Here is a 20127-nt window from a genome sequence, read left to right on the forward strand (position 1 = left end):
AGGTCGAGAAATGGGACGGTTGTGTCTCGGTTCGCGGCGCTTTAGCTCAGACCCATGGTTGATCGCACCCTGGACCTCGGCGCCCTGCAAAGCCTGCTCGACCGCGCGCGCGATCAGACGGTGGCCTGTGTCGGCGACCTGATGCTTGACCGCTATGTCTATGGCGAGGTCAGCCGGATTTCCCCCGAGGCTCCGATCCCGGTGCTGCGCTCTCGCCGCACGGTTTCCATGCCGGGCGGCGTCGGCAACGTGGCGCGCAACGTCGCGGCCCTGGGAGGTCTGGCCCGGCTGGGCGGCGTCACGGGCGTGGACGCAGCGGGTGAGGAACTGGCCCGGCTGGTCGCCGCCGAAGACCGGATCGAGGATTTCATCGATCGGACCGAAGCCGCCGGCACCATCGTCAAGACCCGCTATGTCTCGGGCGGCCAGCAGCTGATGCGTCTGGATGAGGAGGAGGTTGCGGTCGGCGCCTTCGCCCGCGAGGACGTGTTTTCAAACGCTTCCGCCATCCTCCTGTCCGACTACGCCAAGGGCGTCGTCACCGAGCGCCTGATCCGCTCGGCTCTCTGGCAGGCGCAGCACACCGGCGCCGTGGTCATCGTCGATCCCAAGGGCCGCGACTTCGCCCGCTACGGCGCGGTCGACCTGATCAAGCCCAACGCTTCCGAACTGGCCGGCGCCACTGGCCTGCCGGTCGAGACCGACGCCGAGATCGAGGCGGCGCTGGAGGCCTTGCTGGCCGCCACAACCGCAAGGGCGATCGTCGTCACCCGCGCCGGCAAGGGGATGAGCCTGATGCGGCGCGGCGAGCCGGTCCAGCATTTCCCCGGCCGGGCGCGGGAGGTCTTCGACGTGTCCGGCGCCGGCGACACGGGACTGGCGGCCCTGGGTCTGGCGCTCGGCGCGGGCGCGTCGCTGGAACAGGCGGTACAACTCGCCCTCCTCGCCTCCGGCGTCGTGGTCGGTAAGAGCGGCACAGCCGTCGTCACTCCGGCCGAACTGATCGAGGCCGAGATGAGCCAGCACGCCGGCGCGGCCCTGGCCAAGGTCACGGCGCTCGACGATCTCTCGGCCGAGGTCGAGGCTTGGCGCCGTCAGGGGCTGAAGGTCGGCTTCACCAATGGCTGTTTCGACATCCTGCACCGCGGCCACGTCGCCTACCTGGCCCAGGCGCGATCCTGGTGCGACCGGCTGGTCGTGGCCCTGAACACCGATGCGTCGGTGCGCCGCCTGAAGGGCGACGGACGTCCCGTGAACGATCTCGACAGCCGCGCCGTGGTCATCGGCGGCCTGGCCAGTGTCGACCGCGTCACCTCCTTCGACGATCCGACCCCGCTGTCCCTGATCGAACGCCTGCGCCCCGACGTCCTGATCAAGGGCGCCGACTACACCCGCGAGGGGGTGGTCGGCGGCGACCTGGTCGAGAGCTGGGGCGGCGAGGTGCGTCTGGCGGCGTTCGCCGACGGCTATTCCACCACCCGGACCATCGAGAAGATGGCCGAGAGCACCCTCGGAGAGGCCGGCTGATGCGGCGGATGATCGTGGTCACCGGCGGCGCCGGCTTCATCGGCTCCAACATCGTCTCTCGCCTGTGCGCCGAGGACCGCTGGGACGTGGTCGTCTGCGACCGGCTGGAGGACGCTGACCTCGGCAAATGGCGGAATATCGCCAAATCGGCCATCGCCGACTTCTGGCAGCCGGAGGAGCTTTTCGAGCAGCTCGAACGTCACGCCGAACGGGTCAGCGCCATTGTCCACATGGGCGCCATCTCCTCGACGACGGAGCAGGACGCCGACCTGATCCTGCGTACCAACTTCAGCCTGTCACGCGACCTCTGGGGCTGGTGCGCCCTGAACGACACGCGGATGATCTACGCCTCCTCGGCGGCCACGTACGGCGATGGCGAGGCCGGGTTCGAGGATGCGGACGATCTTGAGTCAATCTCGAAGCTTCAGCCCTTAAATGCCTACGGGTATTCAAAGAAACTGTTCGATCAATACGCTGTGCGCGAAGCCTCGCGCGACCACGCACCGCGTCAGTGGGCCGGGCTGAAGTTCTTCAATGTCTATGGCCCGAACGAGGGTCACAAGGGCGGGATGAAGTCGGTCATCGCCCAGATCTGGCCAAAGGTCGCGGCCGGCGAGACCGTCAGCCTGTTCCGCTCGCACCATCCTGACTACGCCGACGGCGGCCAGTTGCGGGACTTTGTCTTCGTCGACGACGTGGTCGACATCATCGACTGGCTGCTCTGTACCCCCGACGTCAGCGGCGTCTTCAACGCCGGATCGGGCCAGGCGCGGTCCTTCCTCGACCTCGCCAAAGCCACCTTCGCGGCCGCCGGGAAGGAGCCCGCCGTCACCTATATCGACATGCCCGATGTCATCCGCGCCCGGTACCAGTATTTCACCGAGGCCCGCATGGACCGCGTCCGCGCCCTCGGCTTCGGCGGCCAGTCGACGCCGCTGGAAGAGGGCGTGCGTCGCTACGTCCAGGCCTTCCTGTCGCAACCGGATCCCTATCGGTGAAACTGCCGCGCCTGACCTTCTCGCAGGGCGTGGGCTGGGCCGGGTTCGCCCTCGTGTTCCTGATCGCGACCGCCGTCACGGTCTGGCGCGGGGATATCCTGAAAGCCGGTCTGGACCCCCAGGTGCCGTTCCAGACCTACGACCCGCCGCCCGCGCCGGACTACGCCTCGGCGGCCTCCTGGGTCATGAGCGATGAGCGGGCGCCCACCTCGGGCCCGGCCGCAATCTTCTTTCTGCACTCGACCACCTTCGACGGCGGAGAGGACTGGAACGAGCCGATCGGCGCCGCCGGAGCCGACGCCTATCTGGAGCGGGTGGTGATCCCGAACTATGCGGGTCCGTTTGCGCGGGCCGGCGCCATCAGCCTGCCGCGCTATCGCCAGGCGTCACTCTACACCCGGTTGACGCTGAGGGATGACGCTCGCGACGCCCGCGCCTTCGCCTATGGTGATGCCCTGGCGGCCTTCGAAGTCTGGCTGACCGCCCATCCGACCGGACCGCTGGTGCTGGCCGGAGTGGAGCAGGGGGGTGAGCTGATCGACCGGCTGGTGCGGGAACGCGTGGCCGGGGACGCCGCGCTTCGCCGCCGGATCGTCGCCGTCTATCTGGTCGATGTGATCGTGGCCGAAGACTCTCTGTCGCCCGCCGTGCCCGCCTGCGTCACAGCCACCAGTATCGGCTGCGTCGTCGGCTGGTCACAGGTCGGAGACGAGAACGACGGCGCTGCCTGGCGTCGTCTGCGCCGCGCCCTGGTCTGGGACCAGGCCGGGCGACTGGTCGATCTCGGCGGTCGTGCGGCCCTCTGTGTCAACCCGGTCAGCGGAGCCCGCAGCGACGCCGCCGTGCCCGCGCGCCTCCATCACGGCGCGGCGAATGCGACGGGGCTGGAATGGGGCGTGCGACCGGCCTTCATCGACCGCGCCGTGGCGACCCGGTGCGTCGAAGGCATCCTGCGCCACACCGAACTGACCACTGAATCCTTCCGCGAGGTCGGCAACTGGGCGGATCGAAGAAAAGCACGGCCCTACAATCTGTTCTACGCCGATATTGAAGCGGATGTTGAGCGCCGCCTGAACGTCTGGGAAGCGTCGGACGCGCCTTAGTCCAGCCCGCTCCGCTCTGTCTTCCAGTCAAACAGCGCCTCCAGCACCTGGATCGCCTCGCCACGCGGACCGGTCAGGTCTGGATTGCGGCCCAGCACCAGGCGGGCGTCGTCCGCCGCCGCCAGCAGCAGGGACCGGTGCCGGATCGGATCAGCAAATCGATAGGCCGGGAAGCCGCTCTGCCTGAGGCCCAGCGGATCGCCGCCGCCGCGCAGACGGAAATCCTCTTCCGCGATCTCGAACCCGTCCTCGCTGCGCCTCAAGGTCTCCAGACGCTCCCGCGCCGTATCGCCCAGGCCCCCATCCTGACCGCCGTAAAGCAGGATGCAGGCGCTCGACTTGGCGCCGCGCCCGACCCGCCCGCGCAGCTGGTGCAACTGGGCCAGGCCGAAGCGGTCGGCGTGTTCGATGACCATGATGGTGGCGTTCGGCACGTCGACGCCCACCTCCACCACCGTGGTGGCGACCAGCACCGACAGCCGCCCGTCGGAGAAATCGGCCATGACCGCCTCCCGCTCGCCGCCCGGCATCTGCCCATGGGCCAGGCCGACCTCGATATTCAGGATCCGCCGCAGGTCGCGCGCCCGTTCCTCGGCGGCGGCCAGATCGCTGACCTCGGATTCCGCCACCAGCGGACAGATCCAGTAGGCCTGGGCTCCGCTCTCGACCGCCGCTTTGAGCCGCTGCGCCACTTCGCCGATCCGCGCGAGCGGCAGGACGGCGGTGGAGATCGGCGTTCGCCCCGGCGGTTTCTCCATCAACCGGCTGACCTCCAGTTCCCCGTACTGGGTCAGCTCCAGCGTGCGCGGGATCGGCGTCGCCGACATGGTCAGCAGGTGAACGCCGCCGACGCGCGGATCGCCCTTGGCCTGCAGCCGGCTGCGTTCATTGACCCCGAACCGATGCTGCTCATCGATGACCGCCAGGGCCAGTCGGTCAAAGCGGACGGCATCCTGGAACAGGGCGTGGGTGCCGATGGCCACCCTGGCCTCGCCTGACGCCAGGGCCGCCAGCCGTTCGCGCCGTTCCGCCGGCGTGTCCCGGCCGGTCAGCAGGAGGGTGGGCGCCCCGGCCGCCTCCAGCATCGGAGCCAGCCGCTGGAAATGCTGGCGGGCGAGGATCTCGGTCGGCGCCATCAGGGCCGCCTGGAAACCTGAACCGGCGGCATCGGCGATAGCCAGGGCCGCGACCGCCGTCTTGCCGGAGCCCACGTCGCCCTGCAGCAACCGGCCCATCTGCTCGCCCGAGGCGAGGTCGCGGCGGATCTCGGCCACGGCCCTGGCCTGGGCATGGGTCAGGGTGAAGGGCAGGGCGCTCAGCAAGGCCTGCGACACGGCTCCGGGCGCGATAATGGGCGCGGGCGTGATCTGGCGCGCGCGCCTCCGTCGCGCCAACGCCACTTGATGGGCGAACAGTTCGTCATAGGCCAGTCGCTGGCGCGGCGCGGCGTCCGGCGACAGATCGGCCTCGCCCGTCGGCGCATGCAGGGCCTCAATCGCCGCGTGCCAGCCCGGCCACCGCTGCTTCGCCAGCCAGGCGGGGTCCTGCCACTCGTCCAGCTCGGGCGCGGCATCCAGCGCGCCGAGCGCCAGCTTCCGCACCACCCGCGACGTCAGCCCGGACGTGGCCGGATAGACGGGCTCGACGGCCGGAATCTCCTCGCCCCTGTCCAAGGGCACGATCCAATCGGGATGGACGATCTGGACCTCGCCGTTGAACCGCTCGACCTTGCCGGAGACCAGCCGTCGCTCGCCCTGCGGCAGCTGACGGTCGATGTGCTGCGGACTGCCGCCGAACCAGATCAGGTGGACGAAGCCGGTCTCGTCGCTGGCCCGGACCTTGAGCGGCACGCCCGGGCGTGCCGGCGCGATCATCCGGTCCACGACGACGTCGAAGATTCCGACCTCGCCCTCCACCGCGTCCGCGGCCTTGGTCCTGCGGCGCGTGATGACCCCGACCGGCGCCAGGAACAGAACATCGCGCACCAGCGGCCCCGCCAGCTTCTGGATCAGGGGTGCGACCTTGGTCCCCACCCCCTTCAGGCTGGTGACCTCCGCGAACAGGGGAAAGAGAATCTGGGGCCGCATCGCCGATGACATTAGACGGTGCGGCGGCGCTGGCGAAACGGGATGGGGAGCGCTATCTGGAAACCACTGTTGAATGACTGGACCGGGCAAGGATTCTTGTGGCCGATAAAGATGCGCGTGCCGACACCGAACTTCGCCAGCAGCGGCTGGGCCGGATCACCTTCAGGGCGTGGCGGCGGGGCTTCCGCGAGGCGGACCTGGTGCTCGGCCCCTTCATGGAGCGCGAGGGCGCGACCCTGAGCGACGATGAGCTCGACGCGCTGGAGGCCCTGCTGGCCGAGGACAACGATCACGACCTCTACGCCTGGATCATCGAGACCCGGCCGACGCCGGCCGGGCACGACACGCCGCTGATGATGAAGCTGCGCGTCTTCATGCGCGCTCACGTCGCCGCGGCCGTCGCCGATGGGGCGGGCTGATGGACGGCGCCAGGATGGATCGGCGGACCGATCAGGAACTGGGCGGCGCGCCGGAAGGGCTGGACGCTCTCGTCGTCGCTGACCGGTTGAAGGCCTCCGGCGGCGTCGGCGTCTTCGTGGCCCGGGACTTCTCGCGCTCCGGCGCCTTCGTGCAGGCGTTCAACTTCTTCGCCGGGGACGTCGAGGTCATCGAGTTTCCGGCCTGGGACTGCCTGCCCTACGACCGGTTGAGCCCGACCTCGGGCATCTCGGCCGAACGCATGGCCGCGCTGACCCGATTGGCCGGGCGCGCCGCCGACGAGACCCGGCCTCTGCTGGTCGTCACGACCGTGGCCGCGGCCCTCCAGCGCACGCCGCCGCGCGAGGTCACCTGCGCCGCCGGGTTCGAGGCCGTCGTCGGGCGGGAGCTCGATATCAAGGCGCTGGAGATCTATTTCACCACCAACGGCTACATGCGCGCCTCGACCGTCAACGAGCGCGGCGAATACGCCGTGCGCGGCGGGGTCATCGATGTCTTTCCGCCGGGCTTCGAGGAGCCGGTAAGGCTCGACATGTTCGGCTCCGAACTGGAATCGATCCGCACCTTCGATCCTGCGACCCAGCGCTCGACCGGCCAGCGCACCGAGGTCGCCCTGTCGCCCGTGTCCGAGGCCCTGCTGGACGCCGGCACCATCAGCCGGTTCCGCACCGGCTATCTGAACCTGTTCGGCGCGCCGGGCGATGATCCGCTCTATGCGACCATCAGCGACGGCGCCCGGCGGCAGGGCATGGAGCACTGGATCCCGCTGCTCTACGACCGGCTCGAGACCCTGTTCGACTACCTTCCGGATCGCGCCTCGATCTTCCTCGACCACCAGGCCGACGCCGCCCGTACAGACCGCTGGAACCTGACCCGCGACGCTTATGAGGCACGCCAAGAGGCGTCGAGGGCCAAGGGAGGCGCCGCCAACCGCGCCCTGCCGCCGAACCGCCTCTATATGCCGGAGGAGGACTGGAACTCGGCGCTGGCCGGGCGAAATGTCCGCCGTCTGTCGCCATTCGACGCCGCGGCCGAGGACGCCGGCGGCCGTCTGGGTCGGACCTTCGCCGCCGAGCGGGCCCAGGACAGCGTCAACCTGTTCGAGGCCGTCGCCGACCATGCCGCCAGGCTGAAAGCCGACGGCAAGCGCGTCCTGTTCGCCTCCTGGAGCGAGGGCTCGTCCGATCGCCTCGGCGTGATGCTGGCCGATCACGGGCTGGAGCATGTCGTCGCCGTGCGCGACTGGGCCGATGTGCAGACTGCGTCGAAGGACCTCTATCTGCGCGCCATCCTGCCGGTGGAGCACGGCTTCACGACCGGCGACCTCGCCGTGATCTCCGAGACCGACATCCTCGGCGACCGGCTGGCCCGCCCGAAACGGAAACGCCGGGCGTCGAACTTCCTCGCCGAGGCCTCGGCCCTGACGACCGGTGATCTGGTCGTCCACCTCGACCACGGCATCGGCCGCTACGAGGGTCTCAGGACACTCGACATCCAGGCGGCGCCGCACGACTGCCTCGAGCTCCTCTATGCCGGGGATAGCAAACTCTATCTGCCGGTTGAAAATATTGATCTTCTGACCCGGTACGGATCCGAATCCGATGGCGTCCAGCTCGACCGGCTCGGCGGCGCCGCCTGGCAGGGTCGCAAGGCCAAGGCCAAGGCCAGGCTGCGCGACATGGCCGAGGGGCTCATCGCGCTCGCGGCCAAGCGCGCGCTGCGGGTCGGTGAGGCGATCAATCCGCCCGCCGGTCTGTTCGACGAGTTCTGCGCCCGCTTCCCCTATGAAGAGACCGACGACCAGCTCAACGCGATTGGCGACGTGCTGGAGGACCTCGGCAAGGGCGTGCCGATGGACCGATTGATCTGCGGCGACGTCGGCTTCGGCAAGACCGAGGTGGCCATCCGAGCCGCGTTCGTCGTGGCCATGAGCGGGCAACAGGTCGCCATCGTCTGTCCGACGACCTTGCTGGCCCGCCAGCACTTCAGGACCTTCTCGGAGCGGTTCGCCGGCTGGCCGATCAAGGTCCGCCACCTGTCGCGCATGGTCACGGCCAGGGATGCGGCTGAAACCCGAGCCGGGCTCAGGGACGGTCAGTTCGAGATCGTCGTCGGCACCCACGCCGTCCTCGCCGAACAGGTCGGGTTCAAGGACCTGGGCCTGGTCATCGTCGACGAGGAGCAGCATTTCGGCGTCAAGCACAAGGAGAAGCTCAAGAGCCTCCGCGCCGACGTCCATCTGCTGACCCTGACCGCGACGCCGATCCCCCGCACGCTTCAGATGGCGCTGTCCGGCATCCGTGAGATGTCGATCATCGCCACGCCGCCGGTCGATCGCCTGGCGGTCCGCACCTATGTCGCCCCTTGGGACCCGGTCATGGTGCGCGAGGCCCTGCTGCGCGAGAAATATCGTGGTGGTCAGGCCTTCTATGTCTGCCCGCGCCTGTCCGACCTGCCCGACATCGAGGAGTTCCTCCGCATCCAGGTGCCGGAGATCAAGTTCGTCGTCGGTCACGGCCAGATGAGCCCGACCCAGCTCGAAGACGTGATGAGCGCCTTCTACGACGGCTCCTACGATGTGCTGGTCTCGACCACGATCGTGGAGAGCGGCATCGACATACCGACCGCCAACACCCTGATCGTGCACCGCGCCGACATGTTTGGCCTGGCCCAGCTGCACCAGATCCGGGGCCGGATCGGCCGGTCCAAGGCCCGCGCCTTCGCCTATCTGACGGTCGATCCGAAGCGGCCGATGACCCTGTCGGCCGAGCGGCGGCTGCAGGTGCTGCAGTCGCTCGACAATCTCGGAGCCGGCTTCCAGCTGGCCAGCCACGACCTGGATCAGCGCGGCGGCGGCAACCTGCTGGGCGACGAACAGTCGGGCCATATCCGCGAGGTCGGGGTCGAACTGTACCAGCAGATGCTGGAGGACGCGGTCGCCGAGCTGCGCCAGAACGGCGAGGGCGGTCCCGTCGATCGCGGCTGGTCACCGGCCATCAACGTCGGCGCGGCGGTTTTGATTCCAGAGGATTATGTCTCGGACCTCAACGTCCGTCTCAGCCTCTATCGCCGTCTGTCCGACGCCGAGAACACCGAGTCCCGTGAGGCCCTGGCCGCCGAACTCATCGACCGGTTCGGCCCGCTGCCGGATGAAGCCAAACAGTTGCTGCGCATCGTCGGCATCAAGGCCAACTGCAAGACGGCCTGTATCGAGCGGATCGACATCGGACCCAAGGGCTGCGTCCTGACCCTGCGCGACAACTCCTTCCCGAACCCGATGGGGCTGGTTGGCCTGATCCAGAAGAACCACGCGTTCTGGAAGATCCGCCCGGATCAGAAGATCGTCGTGAAGGGCGCCTGGCCGACGCCCGAGGATCGGCTGAAGGTCGCCGAACGGATCACGACCGATCTGGCGCGGGTCGCCGGCGCTTGAGCCAGGTCATCGTCCGGCCGGCAACCGACGACGACTGGCCGGCCCTCTGGCCGATCGTCGAGGCCGTGGCGCGGGCGGGGGAGACCTATGCTTATCCCCGCGACCTGACGGAATCGGCAGCTCGGACGATCTGGATGCAGACGCCGCCGGGCATGACGCTCGTCGCGGTCGAGGGCGATCACGTTCTGGGCAGCGCCAGGATCACGCCCAATCAGATGGGCGGCGGCGCGCATGTCGCGAACGGCAGTTTCATGGTCGGAGCCGCCGCGCGCGGTGTTGGCGTCGGTCGTCAGCTCGGCGAGACCGCCTTGGACTGGGCCCGCAACGCCGGCCTCCGCGCGATGCAGTTCAACGCCGTCGTCGAGACCAATACGACCGCCGTCGTCCTGTGGAAGTCGCTCGGTTTCGAGATACTCGCAACTGTGCCCGAGGCCTTCGACCACCCGACGCAGGGCCTTATCGGCCTGCACATCATGCACCGCCAAGTCTGACGCTCAGGCGGGCTGGGTCAGCATATCGGCAGAGGCGCGTTCGAGAACAGCGGCGGCACCTTCGCCCGGCATCAGTTCGGCGACGCCGACGCTGAACTCGACCACAAAGGGCGTCCGGTCGGGACCGGCGTCGAAGGCGGTACAGCCGATGACCGCTGCGATCCGCTCGACCGCGAGGCGGGCGGCCGGTCCGGGGGTGGCGGGCAGGGCGAGGGCGAAGACCTCGGGGGCCAGTCGGGCCGCCGTGTCCTCGACCCGAACGAGGCGCGATACCATGGCGCCGATCTGGGGCATGGCCCGGTCCAGCCAGCCGCCCATGCGCGCACGGGTCAGGTTATCGCTGTCCGCCACCCGCAGGACGCAGACGGAAAGGGGGCGCCGCCGCGCCGAAGCGCCCTCGGCGACCCGCCCGAGATGGCTGGCGAACAGGTTGCGGGTGAACAGGCCCGTCGACGGATCCATGATGCCCGCGCCACGCGCGCCTTCCAGAGCCTTGCGGATGGCCAGGTGGCGGCGATGGGTGTGGGCCAGGTCGAGGACGCGCGCGGCGGCCTCGGGCTCCGGCGTGTCTGCGGCCGCAACTTCCGAGAAGCCCCGGTTGTACAGTTCGCTCAGATTGATCTCGCCTTCCGACCGCAGATAGAGAGCCAGCGGGATGTGATACAGGCGCGTGTTCCGCTTCATGCCCGAGGCGATGGACAGGGCCGGCGCATGGTCCGGCGCCCCCCACAGAACTGCCGCATCGAAGGCGCTTTCGTGCAGATAGTCGAAGGCGGTGTAGGGCGTCGGCGCGGCCACCACCTCGGCTCCGCCTGCGATCAGCGTGTTTGAAAGGGCTATGAACCGGTGATCCGGGGCGCCGGCGATCAGGATACGAACCGGGCTGGGATCGGGCACGCCGGGGTCCAGGGTCGCGCCGTGCAGGGCGAAGGTCGCCTGACGCAGGCGGAACTCCTCCTCGGCGATGGCGGCGCGAACCAGTTGTTCGATGCGCAGGGCGGCCAGGGCCGGATGCGGCGGTTCGGCCATCGTCAGATCGAACGTCCCGGCTGCGACGCTCGCCGCCATGGGTCCGAGGGCGATGACGGGCAGACGCCGGCCGCCAGCCGCGAGTCGCAGGGCCTCGGGTAGGGCGTCAATCTCCGGGTGACCGGCGTCCAGGATCGCCGCCTCCAGCGTGAAGTCCGTCAGGGCGGCCACGGCGGCGGCGCCCGACCGGGCTGTCATTGTGCGCCAGCCCAGTGAGTCCAGCCCGCGGCACAGGGCGCCGATGCGCTCATCCGTCTCGGCGACGACCAGAACGCGTGGATCCGAACCCAAAATCAATGACTCCCCCTGCGCGACCGGACGGCCGCGACTCCGGCCACGGAGCGGGCGGACCATACCGACGCGGCCCCGTTCGGCGCAACGGTGCTGATGCGCGCGGCAGGGGAAAACGACGGTGGCCCGGCTGCTTCCAAATCGAGGATTTTCCGCTAGAGTCACCCCTTGGGCTACGGCGGGAACCGGCTTGAGCGGACAGACTACGGAATTGGCGTCACCCGGCTTCTGGGTGCGGCTCTCAGGGCGGGCGTTCGCTCGCAGTTGGGGCCGGGACGTCATGCTGTACACGGGCGGGGTGTCGTTCTTCGCCCTGCTGGCGGTGTTCCCGGCGATCGCCATCCTGATCGGCTTCTACAAGGCGGTGCTGTCGATCGGTCAGGTCGGCGAGCAGGCGGCGGCCCTGGCCGACGTCATGCCCCATGCCGCCCGCGCCATCTTCCGTGCCGAGGTCGAGCGGCTGTCGAATGCCTCGGCGCGCGCCGTCTCCACCCAGAGCGCCTTCGCCCTGGTGGTCGGCGCCTATGCCGCGCATCGTGGATTCAAGGCCTTGCTGGCCGGACTGAACCTGATTCATGACGAGACGGAGCCGCACGGCTTCTTCAAGTTCAACTTCCTCGCCTTCATCGTCGCCGTGGTGGCGTTCGGCCTGTTCACCATTGTTTCGGGCGCCGTGGTCACCGCCCGGCTGCTGGAGCATGCCGGGCCGGCCACGGGGCAGGGCGGGCTGCCGTTCAACGGCTTCCTGCCCGCGGCCGGCCTCGGCCTCGGGCTGACGCTGCTGTATCGTTACGCCATGTCGCACCGGGACCCGGTGGCCTGGGTCCCGTCCATCGCCGGCGGGGCGGTGGCGACCATCCTGTCGATGATCTCGTCCTGGCTCTGCGCCATCTATGTCGAGCAGATCGCCCAGCTGGGCGCGACCTACGGATCGGTCGGCGCCGTCGTGGTCCTGCTGATCTGGCTGTCGTGGAATGTCAACGCTATCTTCTACGGCGGCGCCTTCGCCACCGAGATGGAGATCGCCTCGCGGGCCACGGGAGCGCCGGATATCGCGCCCGAGGACAGCCCCTCGGTCGTCAATCTGTCGGAACGGCGCGCGTCTCGACGGTAATCGTCAGGACGCCGTCGGTCTCCTCGACCGACATCACCCGTCCGCCCAGTTCCGCCATCAGATAGGGAACGTCGATCCGCGCCATCGGATCGGTCGCGAGGAGGACGAAACGGCGTCCAGCCCGCCCTTCCGCCGCCTTCCGCAGACGCAGGCTCGGCACAGGGCAGCGGTGGCCGCGGGCGTCGACGACGATGGGCGCGCCTTTGCTCACCCCGCCTCGCAGGCGGCGAGCAACAGACCCAGGGCGACGCGTACGCTTTCCAGCCGCACCTCTTCGCGCCCGATGTCTCCGAACAGTTGCTTGTCGTGAACCAGCCCTTGTGGCGTTGCGCAGCCGAAATGAACCAGTCCGACCGGCTTTTCGGCCGAGCCGCCCCCCGGGCCTGCAACGCCGGTGATCGAGACGGCGAGGGCGGTCTTCGCGGCCTCCCGGGCCCCAGTCGCCATGGCCCGCGCCACCGGCTCCGACACCGCGCCGTGCCTGACGATCAGGGCGGCCGGCACGCCCAGCATCTCCGACTTGGCCGCGTTGCTGTAGGTCACGAAGCCCCGGTCGACGACCGAAGACGACCCGGCCACGGCCGTCAGGGCTCCCGCGACCAGCCCGCCGGTGCAGCTCTCGGCCGTCGCCACCGTCCAGCCCCGCGCCGAGGCGGCGGCGATCACCGAGGCCGCCAGTCGCTGGATATCGTTCGGGAACATGGGTCTTTCCGATCCGTGCGCGAGTCAGTCTAGGCTGACCCCGTGGCGTGCGTCTGTCGATAGCACGCGCGCCAGACCGGGGACCCTATGACCGACACAGCCCTGCCGGACGACGCCGCGCCTTCGACGGAGGGCGGCGATCGCGTGACGCCGATCCTGTTCGCCGTGGCCATCTTCACCTCGGCGGCCCTGGTCTTCGTGGTCCAGCCCATGGTGACCAAACTGGTCCTGCCGATGCTCGGCGGCTCTCCATCGGTCTGGAACACGGCCATGGTCTTCTTCCAGACCGCGCTTCTGGCCGGCTACGGCTACGCCCACCTGCTGCAACGCCTGACCTCGATGCGGGCCCAGATGGCGACTCATCTGGGCCTGCTGCTGCTGGCGGCCCTGTTCCTGCCGCTGAAGATCAACGGAGTGCTGGGCGACCCCGATCCGAGCGCCCCGATCGGCTGGCTGCTGGCGACCCTGGCCCTGTCGGTCGGCGCCCCCTTCGCCGTCCTGTCGGCGACGGCGCCCCTGCTGCAGGCCTGGTACGCCCGGGTTCGCGTCGGTCACGCCGATGGCAAGAACCCCTATGTCCTCTATGCGGCGTCCAACCTCGGCAGCTTCCTGGCCCTGCTGGCCTATCCGCTCATCCTCGAACCGCTGATGACCCTGTCGGGCCAGCGCGCGAGCTGGAGCGGAGGCTATGCCGCCTTCATGCTGATGGTTGTGGCCCTCGCCGTCGTGGCCTGGCGACGGGGGCAGATCGGCGGGGCGCCGGTCGCCAGCCTGGAGACCAGCGCGCCGATCCCATGGCGCGAGAAGATCATCCTCGTCCTTCTGGCCGCCGCGCCGTCCAGCCTGATGCTGGGCGTCACCGCCCACCTGGCCACCGACGTCGCCTCCGCACCCTTCCTGTGGGTCATCCCGCTGGCCCTCTATCTGCTGACCTTCGTCATCGCCTTCCAGGACAGGCCGTGGATCCCGCTGCCGATCACCCTGGTGATCTCGGGCGCCGTGACCCTGGTCTGCATCAGCTTCACCGCCTTCCGGACCGGCGACTGGATCATGATGTTCGGCCTGCATCTGGCGACCTTCTTCCTGCTGGCCCTGATGTGTCACCAGAGGCTGGCCGCGCGGCGTCCGCCGCCGGACCGGCTGACGGAGTTCTATCTGCTGATGTCGCTGGGCGGGGTCGTCGGCGGCGCCTTCACGGCCCTTCTGGCCCCGGTGCTGTTCAACGGCGTGTGGGAATACCCGCTGGTCCTCGTCCTCGCGGGGCTGGCGCGCCCGTTCAACAAGGCGCCGATCCGGAACTGGGAGGTCTATCTGTTCGTCGGCGCGGTGCTCGCCACCGGCCTGCCGCCGTTGCTGTCGGCGGCTGCCCAGGCGGACTGGGGCTTCGGCTGGTGGCTCAACAACAACGTCTCGGACAGCATGCCGGCCCTGACCCAGTTCATGATGCTGGTGCCGATCCTCGCCGGCTTCATCCTGCGCGATCGCACCCCGGCCTATGTCATCATCGCCGCCGGCATCGCCCTGTCGACCGCCTATATCGCACGCGGCTATGAGGCCGCCTTCACCGATCGCAGCTTCTTCGGCGTGATGAAGATCGGCGTCACCGAGGACCCGCGCCTCGGCGGTCAGGTCAACATCCTGATGCACGGCACGACCTTGCACGGCGCCCAGCCGCGCAATCCGGCCTTCGCCTGCATGCCCACCCTCTACTATACGCCGGCCAGCCCGATCGGTCAGACGACCCAGATGCTGCAGCTGCGGCGTCCGGCCCTGAAGATCGGCGTGGTCGGGCAGGGGTCCGGCGCCATGGCCGGCTACAAGCGCGCCGCCGACGAGATGAAATTCTTCGAGATCGATCCGATGGTCGATCGGCTGTCGCGCGATCCGCAGTGGTTCAGCTTCATCTCCGACTGCGCCGACGGCCGGATCGAGACGGTGCTCGGCGACGCCCGGCTGACCATGGCGCGCGAGACGGCCGGGACCTACGATCTCCTGCTGATCGACGCCTTCTCGTCGGATTCGGTGCCGACCCATCTGCTGACGGTCGAGGCGATCGAGGGCTATCTCAAGCTGCTGAAGCCGGACGGCGTGGTCATCCTGCACCTGTCGAACCGCAACCTCGACATCACCCTGCCGGCCGCGGCGGCGGCGCAGGCCTTGGGCGCGGCGAACCTGCATCAGCTTTATCAGGAATCGCCCCTGGCGCCGGACATGGCCGAGGCCTCCACCGAGGCCCTGATCCTGTCGCCGACGGACGAGGGCCTGGCGGAGTTCCGTGGCCAGGCCCAGTGGCGAACCCTGGCCGAGACCGACGTGCGACCGTGGACCGACGACTATGTGAACCTGTTCGGATCGTTGTGGCGTCACTTCCGGCGGTGACGCCAGACGTTTGATCAGGCAGGCAATTCGATCGTCGCGATGGCGGAGGCGGCGAGGCCTTCCTCGCGTCCGGTGAATCCCATCTTCTCCATCGTCGTCGCCTTCACGCTGACGGCGTCGAGCGGAAGGTTCAGGATTTCGGCGAGGCGTTCGCGCATGGCCTGACGGTGGGGCTTCACCTTCGGTCGTTCGCAGATCAGGGTTACGTCGACGTTGACCAGCCGCCCGCCGCGCGCCGCCAGCCGCTCGACCGCATGGATCAGAAACTGGTCCGAGGCCGCACCCTTCCACTTCGGATCAGTCGGCGGGAAGTGGTCGCCGATATCGCCGTCGCCCATGGCGCCGAGCACCGCATCGGTCAGGGCGTGCAGTCCGGCGTCGGCGTCCGAATGGCCGATCAGGGTCTGGTCGTGTGCGATCTCGACCCCGCACAGCCACACGCTGTCGCCCGGCCCCCAGCGGTGCGCGTCGAACCCCTGACCGACGCGGGTCTGTCGGGCGATCAGCGCTTCGGCCATGGCGAAATCCTCGGGATAGGTCAGTTTCATCAGGCGCGGATCGCCCTGGATTAGACGAACGGTTCCCCCGTCGTCCTCGACCACGGCCGCATCGTCGGTCGCCGCCGCACCCTCGGGCCAGGCGGCATAGGCGGCCCGCAGGCGGTCGGCGCGAAACGCCTGCGGCGTCTGGGCCCGCCACAGGCTACCGCGATCGACAGTCGCCTCGATGCGATCTGAGCCGCGCTTCAGGGTGTCGGAGACGGGGAGGGCGGCGATGGCTCCATCCGCACCCGGCAGGGACTCGAGCAGCCGCCGGATCACTTCGGCGGACAGAAGGGGCCGTGCGGCGTCGTGAACGAGGACGGGCCGATCCGGCGCCCCGGTCAGGGCTTCGAGCCCGGCGCGCACCGAGTCCGCACGCTCGGCGCCGCCCGCCACGGCCCGCCAGTTGCTCAGGCCGGCCAGCGCCTCGGCCGCCCGCGCGAACCCGTCCGCCGCAACCACCACGACGACCTCCTCGGCCCCCGCATTGAGCAAGGCCTCGACCGACCAGCGGACCACGGGCTTGCCGCCCAGCGGCCGCCACTGCTTGTCGCCCCCGGCCCTGGAGCCCGAGCCGGCCGCCACCACGATCGCTGCGAATGTCATCCTCGCCTTCTAGGGGCCACGATGGCGGTTGACGAGGGGCCAGGCTTCGCGTGTTGACGGACGGATGAGCACAGGGTTTCAGATCGGCGACGTCGCTATTCCCGGACGGGTTCTGATGGCGCCCATGACGGGCATCACGGACCTGCCCTTCCGGCTGCTCGCCAGCCGCCTCGGCGCCGCCTATGTCGCGACCGAGATGGTGGCCGCCGCCGAACTGGCCCGCGCCCGTCCGGACGTGGTGCGCCGCGCCGCCGTCGGCGACGGCCTGCCGCTCACCGTCATCCAGCTGGTCGGCCGCGATCCTTCCGCCATGGCCCAGGGCGCCCGCATGGCCGAGGCGGCCGGCGCCGACATCGTCGACCTGAATTTCGGCTGCCCGGCCAAGGAGGTCACCGGCTCGGCCTCGGGCTCGGCCCTGATGCGCACGCCCGACCTGGCCGGCCGGATCATGGCGGCGACGGTGGCGGCGACCTCACGCCCTGTCACAGTCAAGATGCGCCTCGGCTGGGACGACGACACGAAGAACGCCGCGGAACTGGCGAAGCGGGCCGAAGACCTCGGCGTCAAGGCCGTGACGGTCCATGGCCGGACCAGGCAGCAGTTCTACACCGGCGCCGCCGACTGGGACGCCGTCGGGGCGGTCAAGGCGGCGGTCGCCATCCCGGTCATCGTCAACGGGGACATCATCACCGCTGAGCAGGCGAGGGAGGCTCTGGACCAGTCCGGCGCCGACGCCCTGATGCTGGGCCGCGGCGTCTATGGCCGCCCGTGGCTTGCCGCCCACCTCGACCGCGCCCTGAGGGACGGCACGGTCCTCGTCGAGCCCGACCGCCAGGAGCGGTTCGATATCGTGGTCGAGCATATGCGGGCGTCCTGCGACTTCTACGGCGAACATCTGGGCCTGCGGATGTTCCGCAAACACCTCGGCTGGTACGTAGAACAGGCGCCCTGGCCCGCTGATCCAGCCGACCGCCGCACGGCCAAGAGCCGCCTGTGCCGGCTGGAACAGCCCACGCTGGTTGGCGAAGCCCTCGCTGACCTTTGGGACCGGCCTCCACCCTCGCTGTATTTCAGCAACTCTCCTGTTGAAGTTTCGCCACAGGTGGTTGAAGCTTCCGGGACATGACGGACACGCCCGCCCCGCTTCCGGCAACAGAAGGCGACCCCTCCTTCTGGGGACGTCTTGCGGCCGGTCGCGCGCGGCCCGCCTTCGGGGCCGCCTATGTCATCGCCTTCCTGATCACCGGCGCCGCCATCTGGCTGGTCGCCGTGGCCCCGGGAGCCAGCGCGGGCGATGACGCACGCTCGACGGCCAGCCGCGCAGTCCTGTTCATCCTGCTGGCCAATCTGGTCCTGATCGTCGGCCTCGCGGCCATCATCGGCGGCCAGGTTCTGAGATTGTCCCAGCGTCGCCAGGACGACCCGGGCGCGCGCCTGCACCTGCGCTTCGTAACGCTGTTCTCGCTGGTGGCGGTCGTGCCGGCGGTGCTGATCGCCCTCGTCTTCGGCCTTCTGGTCAATCGCGGCGTGGACCAGTGGTTCAGCGACAACGTCCGTTCCGCGGTCAACAACGGAGCCTTCATCGGCAAGGCCTATGTTGCGGATGTCGGAGGCGGTCTTGAACGCGACCTGGGCAGCATGGCCAACGAACTCGGCGGCGTTCGCGGCGCTTTCGACGACCGCATCCAGTTCTCCAGCGCCCTGACCCAGATCGCCGACTTCTTCGGCTACCCGGCCGTCTACATCCTGAACGGCGAGGGCGAGGTCCTGGCCCAGAGCGACCTGCCCGATGCCCCCGCCTATGTCGCCCCGCCGCGCGAGGAGTTCGAGAAAGCCGCCGAGGGCGAGGAGGTGCCGGTGACCGTGACCGAGCATCCCGACACCATCCGTGCCCTCTATCCGTTGCCAGACTACGGCGACGCCTATCTGTATGTCGTGCGCCCGCTGGCCCCCGGCCTCGTCGAGCGGATGCGCAATGGCCGCGACTCCATCGAGTCCTATCGTGTCGCCGAGGAGAGCCGGGCCCGCATCCAGGCCGCCTTCGCCCTCAGCTATCTAGAGACGGCCCTGCTGGTGCTGGTCGGCGCCGTGTGGCTGGGCATGTCGGCGGCCAGCGCCATCTCCGGGCCCATCGGTCGTCTGGTGAAGGCGGCAGATCAGGTCGCGGCCGGCGACTTCAGCGCGCGGGTCGAGGCCGACGGCGCGCCCGGCGAGATCGCCACCCTGTCCCAGGCCTTCAACCGCATGACCGGCGATCTCGAGGCCCAGCAGGCCGCGCTGAAAACCGCCAGCGAGGAGGCGCAGGACCGCAGTCGTTTCATCGAAACCGTCCTGTCCGGCGTCAGCGCCGGCGTCATCGGTCTGGACAAGCGCGGTCGGATTTCCGCCATCAATGACAGCGCCTTGCAGCTGCTTTCGATCTCGGAAGTTGAGGTGCGCGGCAAGGCCCTGGGGGTCGTTGCACCCGAACTGGCGGAACTGGTGAAACGCGTCGAGGCCCATATCGAGGAGGACATCGACGTCGCTCGCGAAGGCGAGACCCGGCGTCTACGCGTCCGCATCGAGGGCGGGGTCGGCGGCGAGATGGTGCTGACCTTCGACGACATCACCCGTCTGGTGACGGCCCAGCGCAATGCCGCCTGGCGCGACGTCGCCCGCCGGATCGCCCACGAGATCAAGAACCCCCTGACCCCGATCCAGCTTTCGGCCGAACGGCTGAAGCGCAAGTTCCGTCCGGCGATCACCGAAGACCTCGAAATCTTCGACCGCTGCACCGACACCATCATCCGCCAGGTCGACGACATCGGCCGGATGGTCGACGAGTTCTCGTCCTTCGCCCGCATGCCGGCGCCGCGCTTTACCAATGAGAACCCGGCCGAACTGCTGCGGGAAGCCGTCTTTGCCCAGCGCGTCGCCGCGCCCGACCTCGTGGTCGAACTGGTCGAGCCCCTGCCCAGGGCCAAGATGAAGGCGGACGGCCGCATGGTCGGACAGGCCCTGGCCAACATCCTCAAGAACGCCGGCGAGGCCGTCGCCGCCCGTCGCCTCGCCACGCCCGCCGATGAGGAGCAGGTCGCCATCATCGCCCGGCTTGAGATCGAGGATGGCATCGCCACCTTCATCATCGAGGACGACGGCAAGGGTCTGCCCGTCCGCGACCGCGACCGTCTGACCGAGCCCTATGTCACCACGCGCGAGAAGGGCACGGGCCTCGGCCTCGCCATCGTCAAGCGCATCTGCGAAGACCACGGCGGCGAGCTGAAACTGTCAGATGCCGACAGCCTGCACGGTGCCAGGATCTGCCTGATCTTCCCCCTCAACCCCACCGGCAAGGCCGGGCGTGAAACGGAGCCTCGCGGCGCCGGCGCCCCGGCGGCCGAATAGTAG

Annotated in this window: 15 protein-coding genes; 10 read left to right on the forward strand and 5 right to left on the reverse strand. The window is 69.1% G+C overall.

The genetic code is table 11. The annotated features are described in order from the left end of the window. The first annotated feature begins 54 nt into the window (after nucleotides 1-54). Genes rfaE2 through ACP7A5_RS05485 form a run of 3 tightly spaced genes read left to right on the forward strand, consistent with a single transcriptional unit; the run spans nucleotide 55 to nucleotide 3628 of the window. Nucleotides 55-1527, forward strand: coding sequence for a D-glycero-beta-D-manno-heptose 1-phosphate adenylyltransferase (rfaE2, locus tag ACP7A5_RS05475; RefSeq protein WP_426040960.1), 1473 nt, complete (start codon nucleotides 55-57; stop codon nucleotides 1525-1527). Between the two features lie 8 nt (nucleotides 1528-1535). Next, nucleotides 1536-2525 (forward strand): ADP-glyceromanno-heptose 6-epimerase, encoded by a 990-nt coding sequence (gene rfaD / locus ACP7A5_RS05480; protein WP_426041096.1) that lies wholly within the window; start codon nucleotides 1536-1538, stop codon nucleotides 2523-2525. After that, nucleotides 2522-3628: a DUF3089 domain-containing protein gene (locus ACP7A5_RS05485; RefSeq protein ID WP_426040961.1), complete on the forward strand. Its 1107-nt coding sequence runs from the start codon at nucleotides 2522-2524 to the stop codon at nucleotides 3626-3628. The genes rfaD and ACP7A5_RS05485 overlap by 4 nt, the downstream gene beginning before the upstream one ends. Here the strand turns inward: ACP7A5_RS05485 and recG are convergent. Continuing rightward, nucleotides 3625-5715, reverse strand: coding sequence for an ATP-dependent DNA helicase RecG (gene recG, locus ACP7A5_RS05490; RefSeq protein WP_426040962.1), 2091 nt, complete (start codon nucleotides 5713-5715; stop codon nucleotides 3625-3627). The genes ACP7A5_RS05485 and recG overlap by 4 nt on opposite strands. A 98-nt stretch (nucleotides 5716-5813) precedes the next feature. Here recG and ACP7A5_RS05495 point away from each other — a divergent pair, with 98 nt between their 5' ends. From ACP7A5_RS05495 to ACP7A5_RS05505, 3 genes are read left to right on the forward strand one after another with little or no spacing between them, the layout of a single operon-like run. Then, nucleotides 5814-6134: a succinate dehydrogenase assembly factor 2 gene (locus ACP7A5_RS05495; protein ID WP_426040963.1), complete on the forward strand. Its 321-nt coding sequence runs from the start codon at nucleotides 5814-5816 to the stop codon at nucleotides 6132-6134. Continuing rightward, nucleotides 6134-9586 (forward strand): transcription-repair coupling factor, encoded by a 3453-nt coding sequence (mfd, locus tag ACP7A5_RS05500; RefSeq protein WP_426040964.1) that lies wholly within the window; start codon nucleotides 6134-6136, stop codon nucleotides 9584-9586. The genes ACP7A5_RS05495 and mfd overlap by 1 nt, the downstream gene beginning before the upstream one ends. Further along, nucleotides 9583-10077, forward strand: a complete 495-nt coding sequence (locus ACP7A5_RS05505; RefSeq protein WP_426040965.1) for a GNAT family N-acetyltransferase — start codon at nucleotides 9583-9585, stop codon at nucleotides 10075-10077. The genes mfd and ACP7A5_RS05505 overlap by 4 nt, the downstream gene beginning before the upstream one ends. Before the next feature lie 3 nt (nucleotides 10078-10080). Here ACP7A5_RS05505 and ACP7A5_RS05510 read toward each other — a convergent pair whose 3' ends face one another. Further along, on the reverse strand, nucleotides 10081-11397 hold the full coding sequence (locus ACP7A5_RS05510; protein ID WP_426040966.1) for a diguanylate cyclase domain-containing protein: 1317 nt from the start codon (nucleotides 11395-11397) through the stop codon (nucleotides 10081-10083). 190 nt (nucleotides 11398-11587) lie between these two features. Here ACP7A5_RS05510 and ACP7A5_RS05515 point away from each other — a divergent pair, with 190 nt between their 5' ends. After that, nucleotides 11588-12511, forward strand: a complete 924-nt coding sequence (locus ACP7A5_RS05515; RefSeq protein ID WP_426040967.1) for a YihY/virulence factor BrkB family protein — start codon at nucleotides 11588-11590, stop codon at nucleotides 12509-12511. Here ACP7A5_RS05515 and ACP7A5_RS05520 read toward each other — a convergent pair. Together ACP7A5_RS05520 and ACP7A5_RS05525 are read right to left on the reverse strand one after the other, a co-directional pair. Continuing rightward, nucleotides 12477-12722, reverse strand: coding sequence for a sulfurtransferase TusA family protein (locus tag ACP7A5_RS05520; protein ID WP_426040968.1), 246 nt, complete (start codon nucleotides 12720-12722; stop codon nucleotides 12477-12479). The genes ACP7A5_RS05515 and ACP7A5_RS05520 overlap by 35 nt on opposite strands. Beyond that, nucleotides 12719-13213, reverse strand: a complete 495-nt coding sequence (locus ACP7A5_RS05525) for a CinA family protein (RefSeq protein ID WP_426040969.1) — start codon at nucleotides 13211-13213, stop codon at nucleotides 12719-12721. Before ACP7A5_RS05525 ends, ACP7A5_RS05520 begins: the two co-directional genes overlap by 4 nt. Before the next feature lie 87 nt (nucleotides 13214-13300). Between ACP7A5_RS05525 and ACP7A5_RS05530 the strand changes: the two genes are divergently transcribed. Next, entirely contained in the window at nucleotides 13301-15592 is a 2292-nt protein-coding gene (locus ACP7A5_RS05530; RefSeq protein ID WP_426040970.1) for a spermidine synthase, read from the forward strand. Nucleotides 15593-15606: 14 nt separating this feature from the next. Here ACP7A5_RS05530 and ACP7A5_RS05535 read toward each other — a convergent pair whose 3' ends face one another. Then, nucleotides 15607-16740: a bifunctional 2-C-methyl-D-erythritol 4-phosphate cytidylyltransferase/2-C-methyl-D-erythritol 2,4-cyclodiphosphate synthase gene (locus tag ACP7A5_RS05535; protein ID WP_426040971.1), complete on the reverse strand. Its 1134-nt coding sequence runs from the start codon at nucleotides 16738-16740 to the stop codon at nucleotides 15607-15609. A gap of 64 nt (nucleotides 16741-16804) precedes the next feature. On the opposite strand from ACP7A5_RS05535, the gene dusB reads away from it, so the two are divergent. Further along, the gene (gene dusB, locus ACP7A5_RS05540; protein ID WP_426040972.1) at nucleotides 16805-17866 is read left to right on the forward strand and encodes a tRNA dihydrouridine synthase DusB; all 1062 of its coding nucleotides are present in this window, start codon (nucleotides 16805-16807) and stop codon (nucleotides 17864-17866) included. Continuing rightward, on the forward strand, nucleotides 17863-20124 hold the full coding sequence (locus ACP7A5_RS05545) for an ATP-binding protein (RefSeq protein ID WP_426040973.1): 2262 nt from the start codon (nucleotides 17863-17865) through the stop codon (nucleotides 20122-20124). Before dusB ends, ACP7A5_RS05545 begins: the two co-directional genes overlap by 4 nt. The last annotated feature ends 3 nt before the right edge of the window (nucleotides 20125-20127 follow it).

The sequence above is a fragment of the Brevundimonas sp. TWP2-3-4b1 genome (genome assembly GCF_049897665.1).
Classification (GTDB): domain Bacteria; phylum Pseudomonadota; class Alphaproteobacteria; order Caulobacterales; family Caulobacteraceae; genus Brevundimonas; species Brevundimonas subvibrioides_B.

What these genes read in the sequence shown, in the direction of transcription:
- rfaE2 (WP_426040960.1), top strand. Translation starts at nt 55, where the DNA reads ATGGTTGATCGCACCCTGGACCTCGGCGCCCTGCAAAGCCTGCTCGAC.
- ACP7A5_RS05525 (WP_426040969.1), bottom strand. Translation starts at nt 13,213, where the DNA reads ATGTTCCCGAACGATATCCAGCGACTGGCGGCCTCGGTGATCGCCGCC.
- ACP7A5_RS05530 (WP_426040970.1), top strand. Translation starts at nt 13,301, where the DNA reads ATGACCGACACAGCCCTGCCGGACGACGCCGCGCCTTCGACGGAGGGC.
- dusB (WP_426040972.1), top strand. Translation starts at nt 16,805, where the DNA reads ATGAGCACAGGGTTTCAGATCGGCGACGTCGCTATTCCCGGACGGGTT.
- mfd (WP_426040964.1), top strand. Translation starts at nt 6,134, where the DNA reads ATGGACGGCGCCAGGATGGATCGGCGGACCGATCAGGAACTGGGCGGC.
- recG (WP_426040962.1), bottom strand. Translation starts at nt 5,715, where the DNA reads ATGCGGCCCCAGATTCTCTTTCCCCTGTTCGCGGAGGTCACCAGCCTG.
- ACP7A5_RS05535 (WP_426040971.1), bottom strand. Translation starts at nt 16,740, where the DNA reads ATGACATTCGCAGCGATCGTGGTGGCGGCCGGCTCGGGCTCCAGGGCC.
- ACP7A5_RS05545 (WP_426040973.1), top strand. Translation starts at nt 17,863, where the DNA reads ATGACGGACACGCCCGCCCCGCTTCCGGCAACAGAAGGCGACCCCTCC.
- rfaD (WP_426041096.1), top strand. Translation starts at nt 1,536, where the DNA reads ATGATCGTGGTCACCGGCGGCGCCGGCTTCATCGGCTCCAACATCGTC.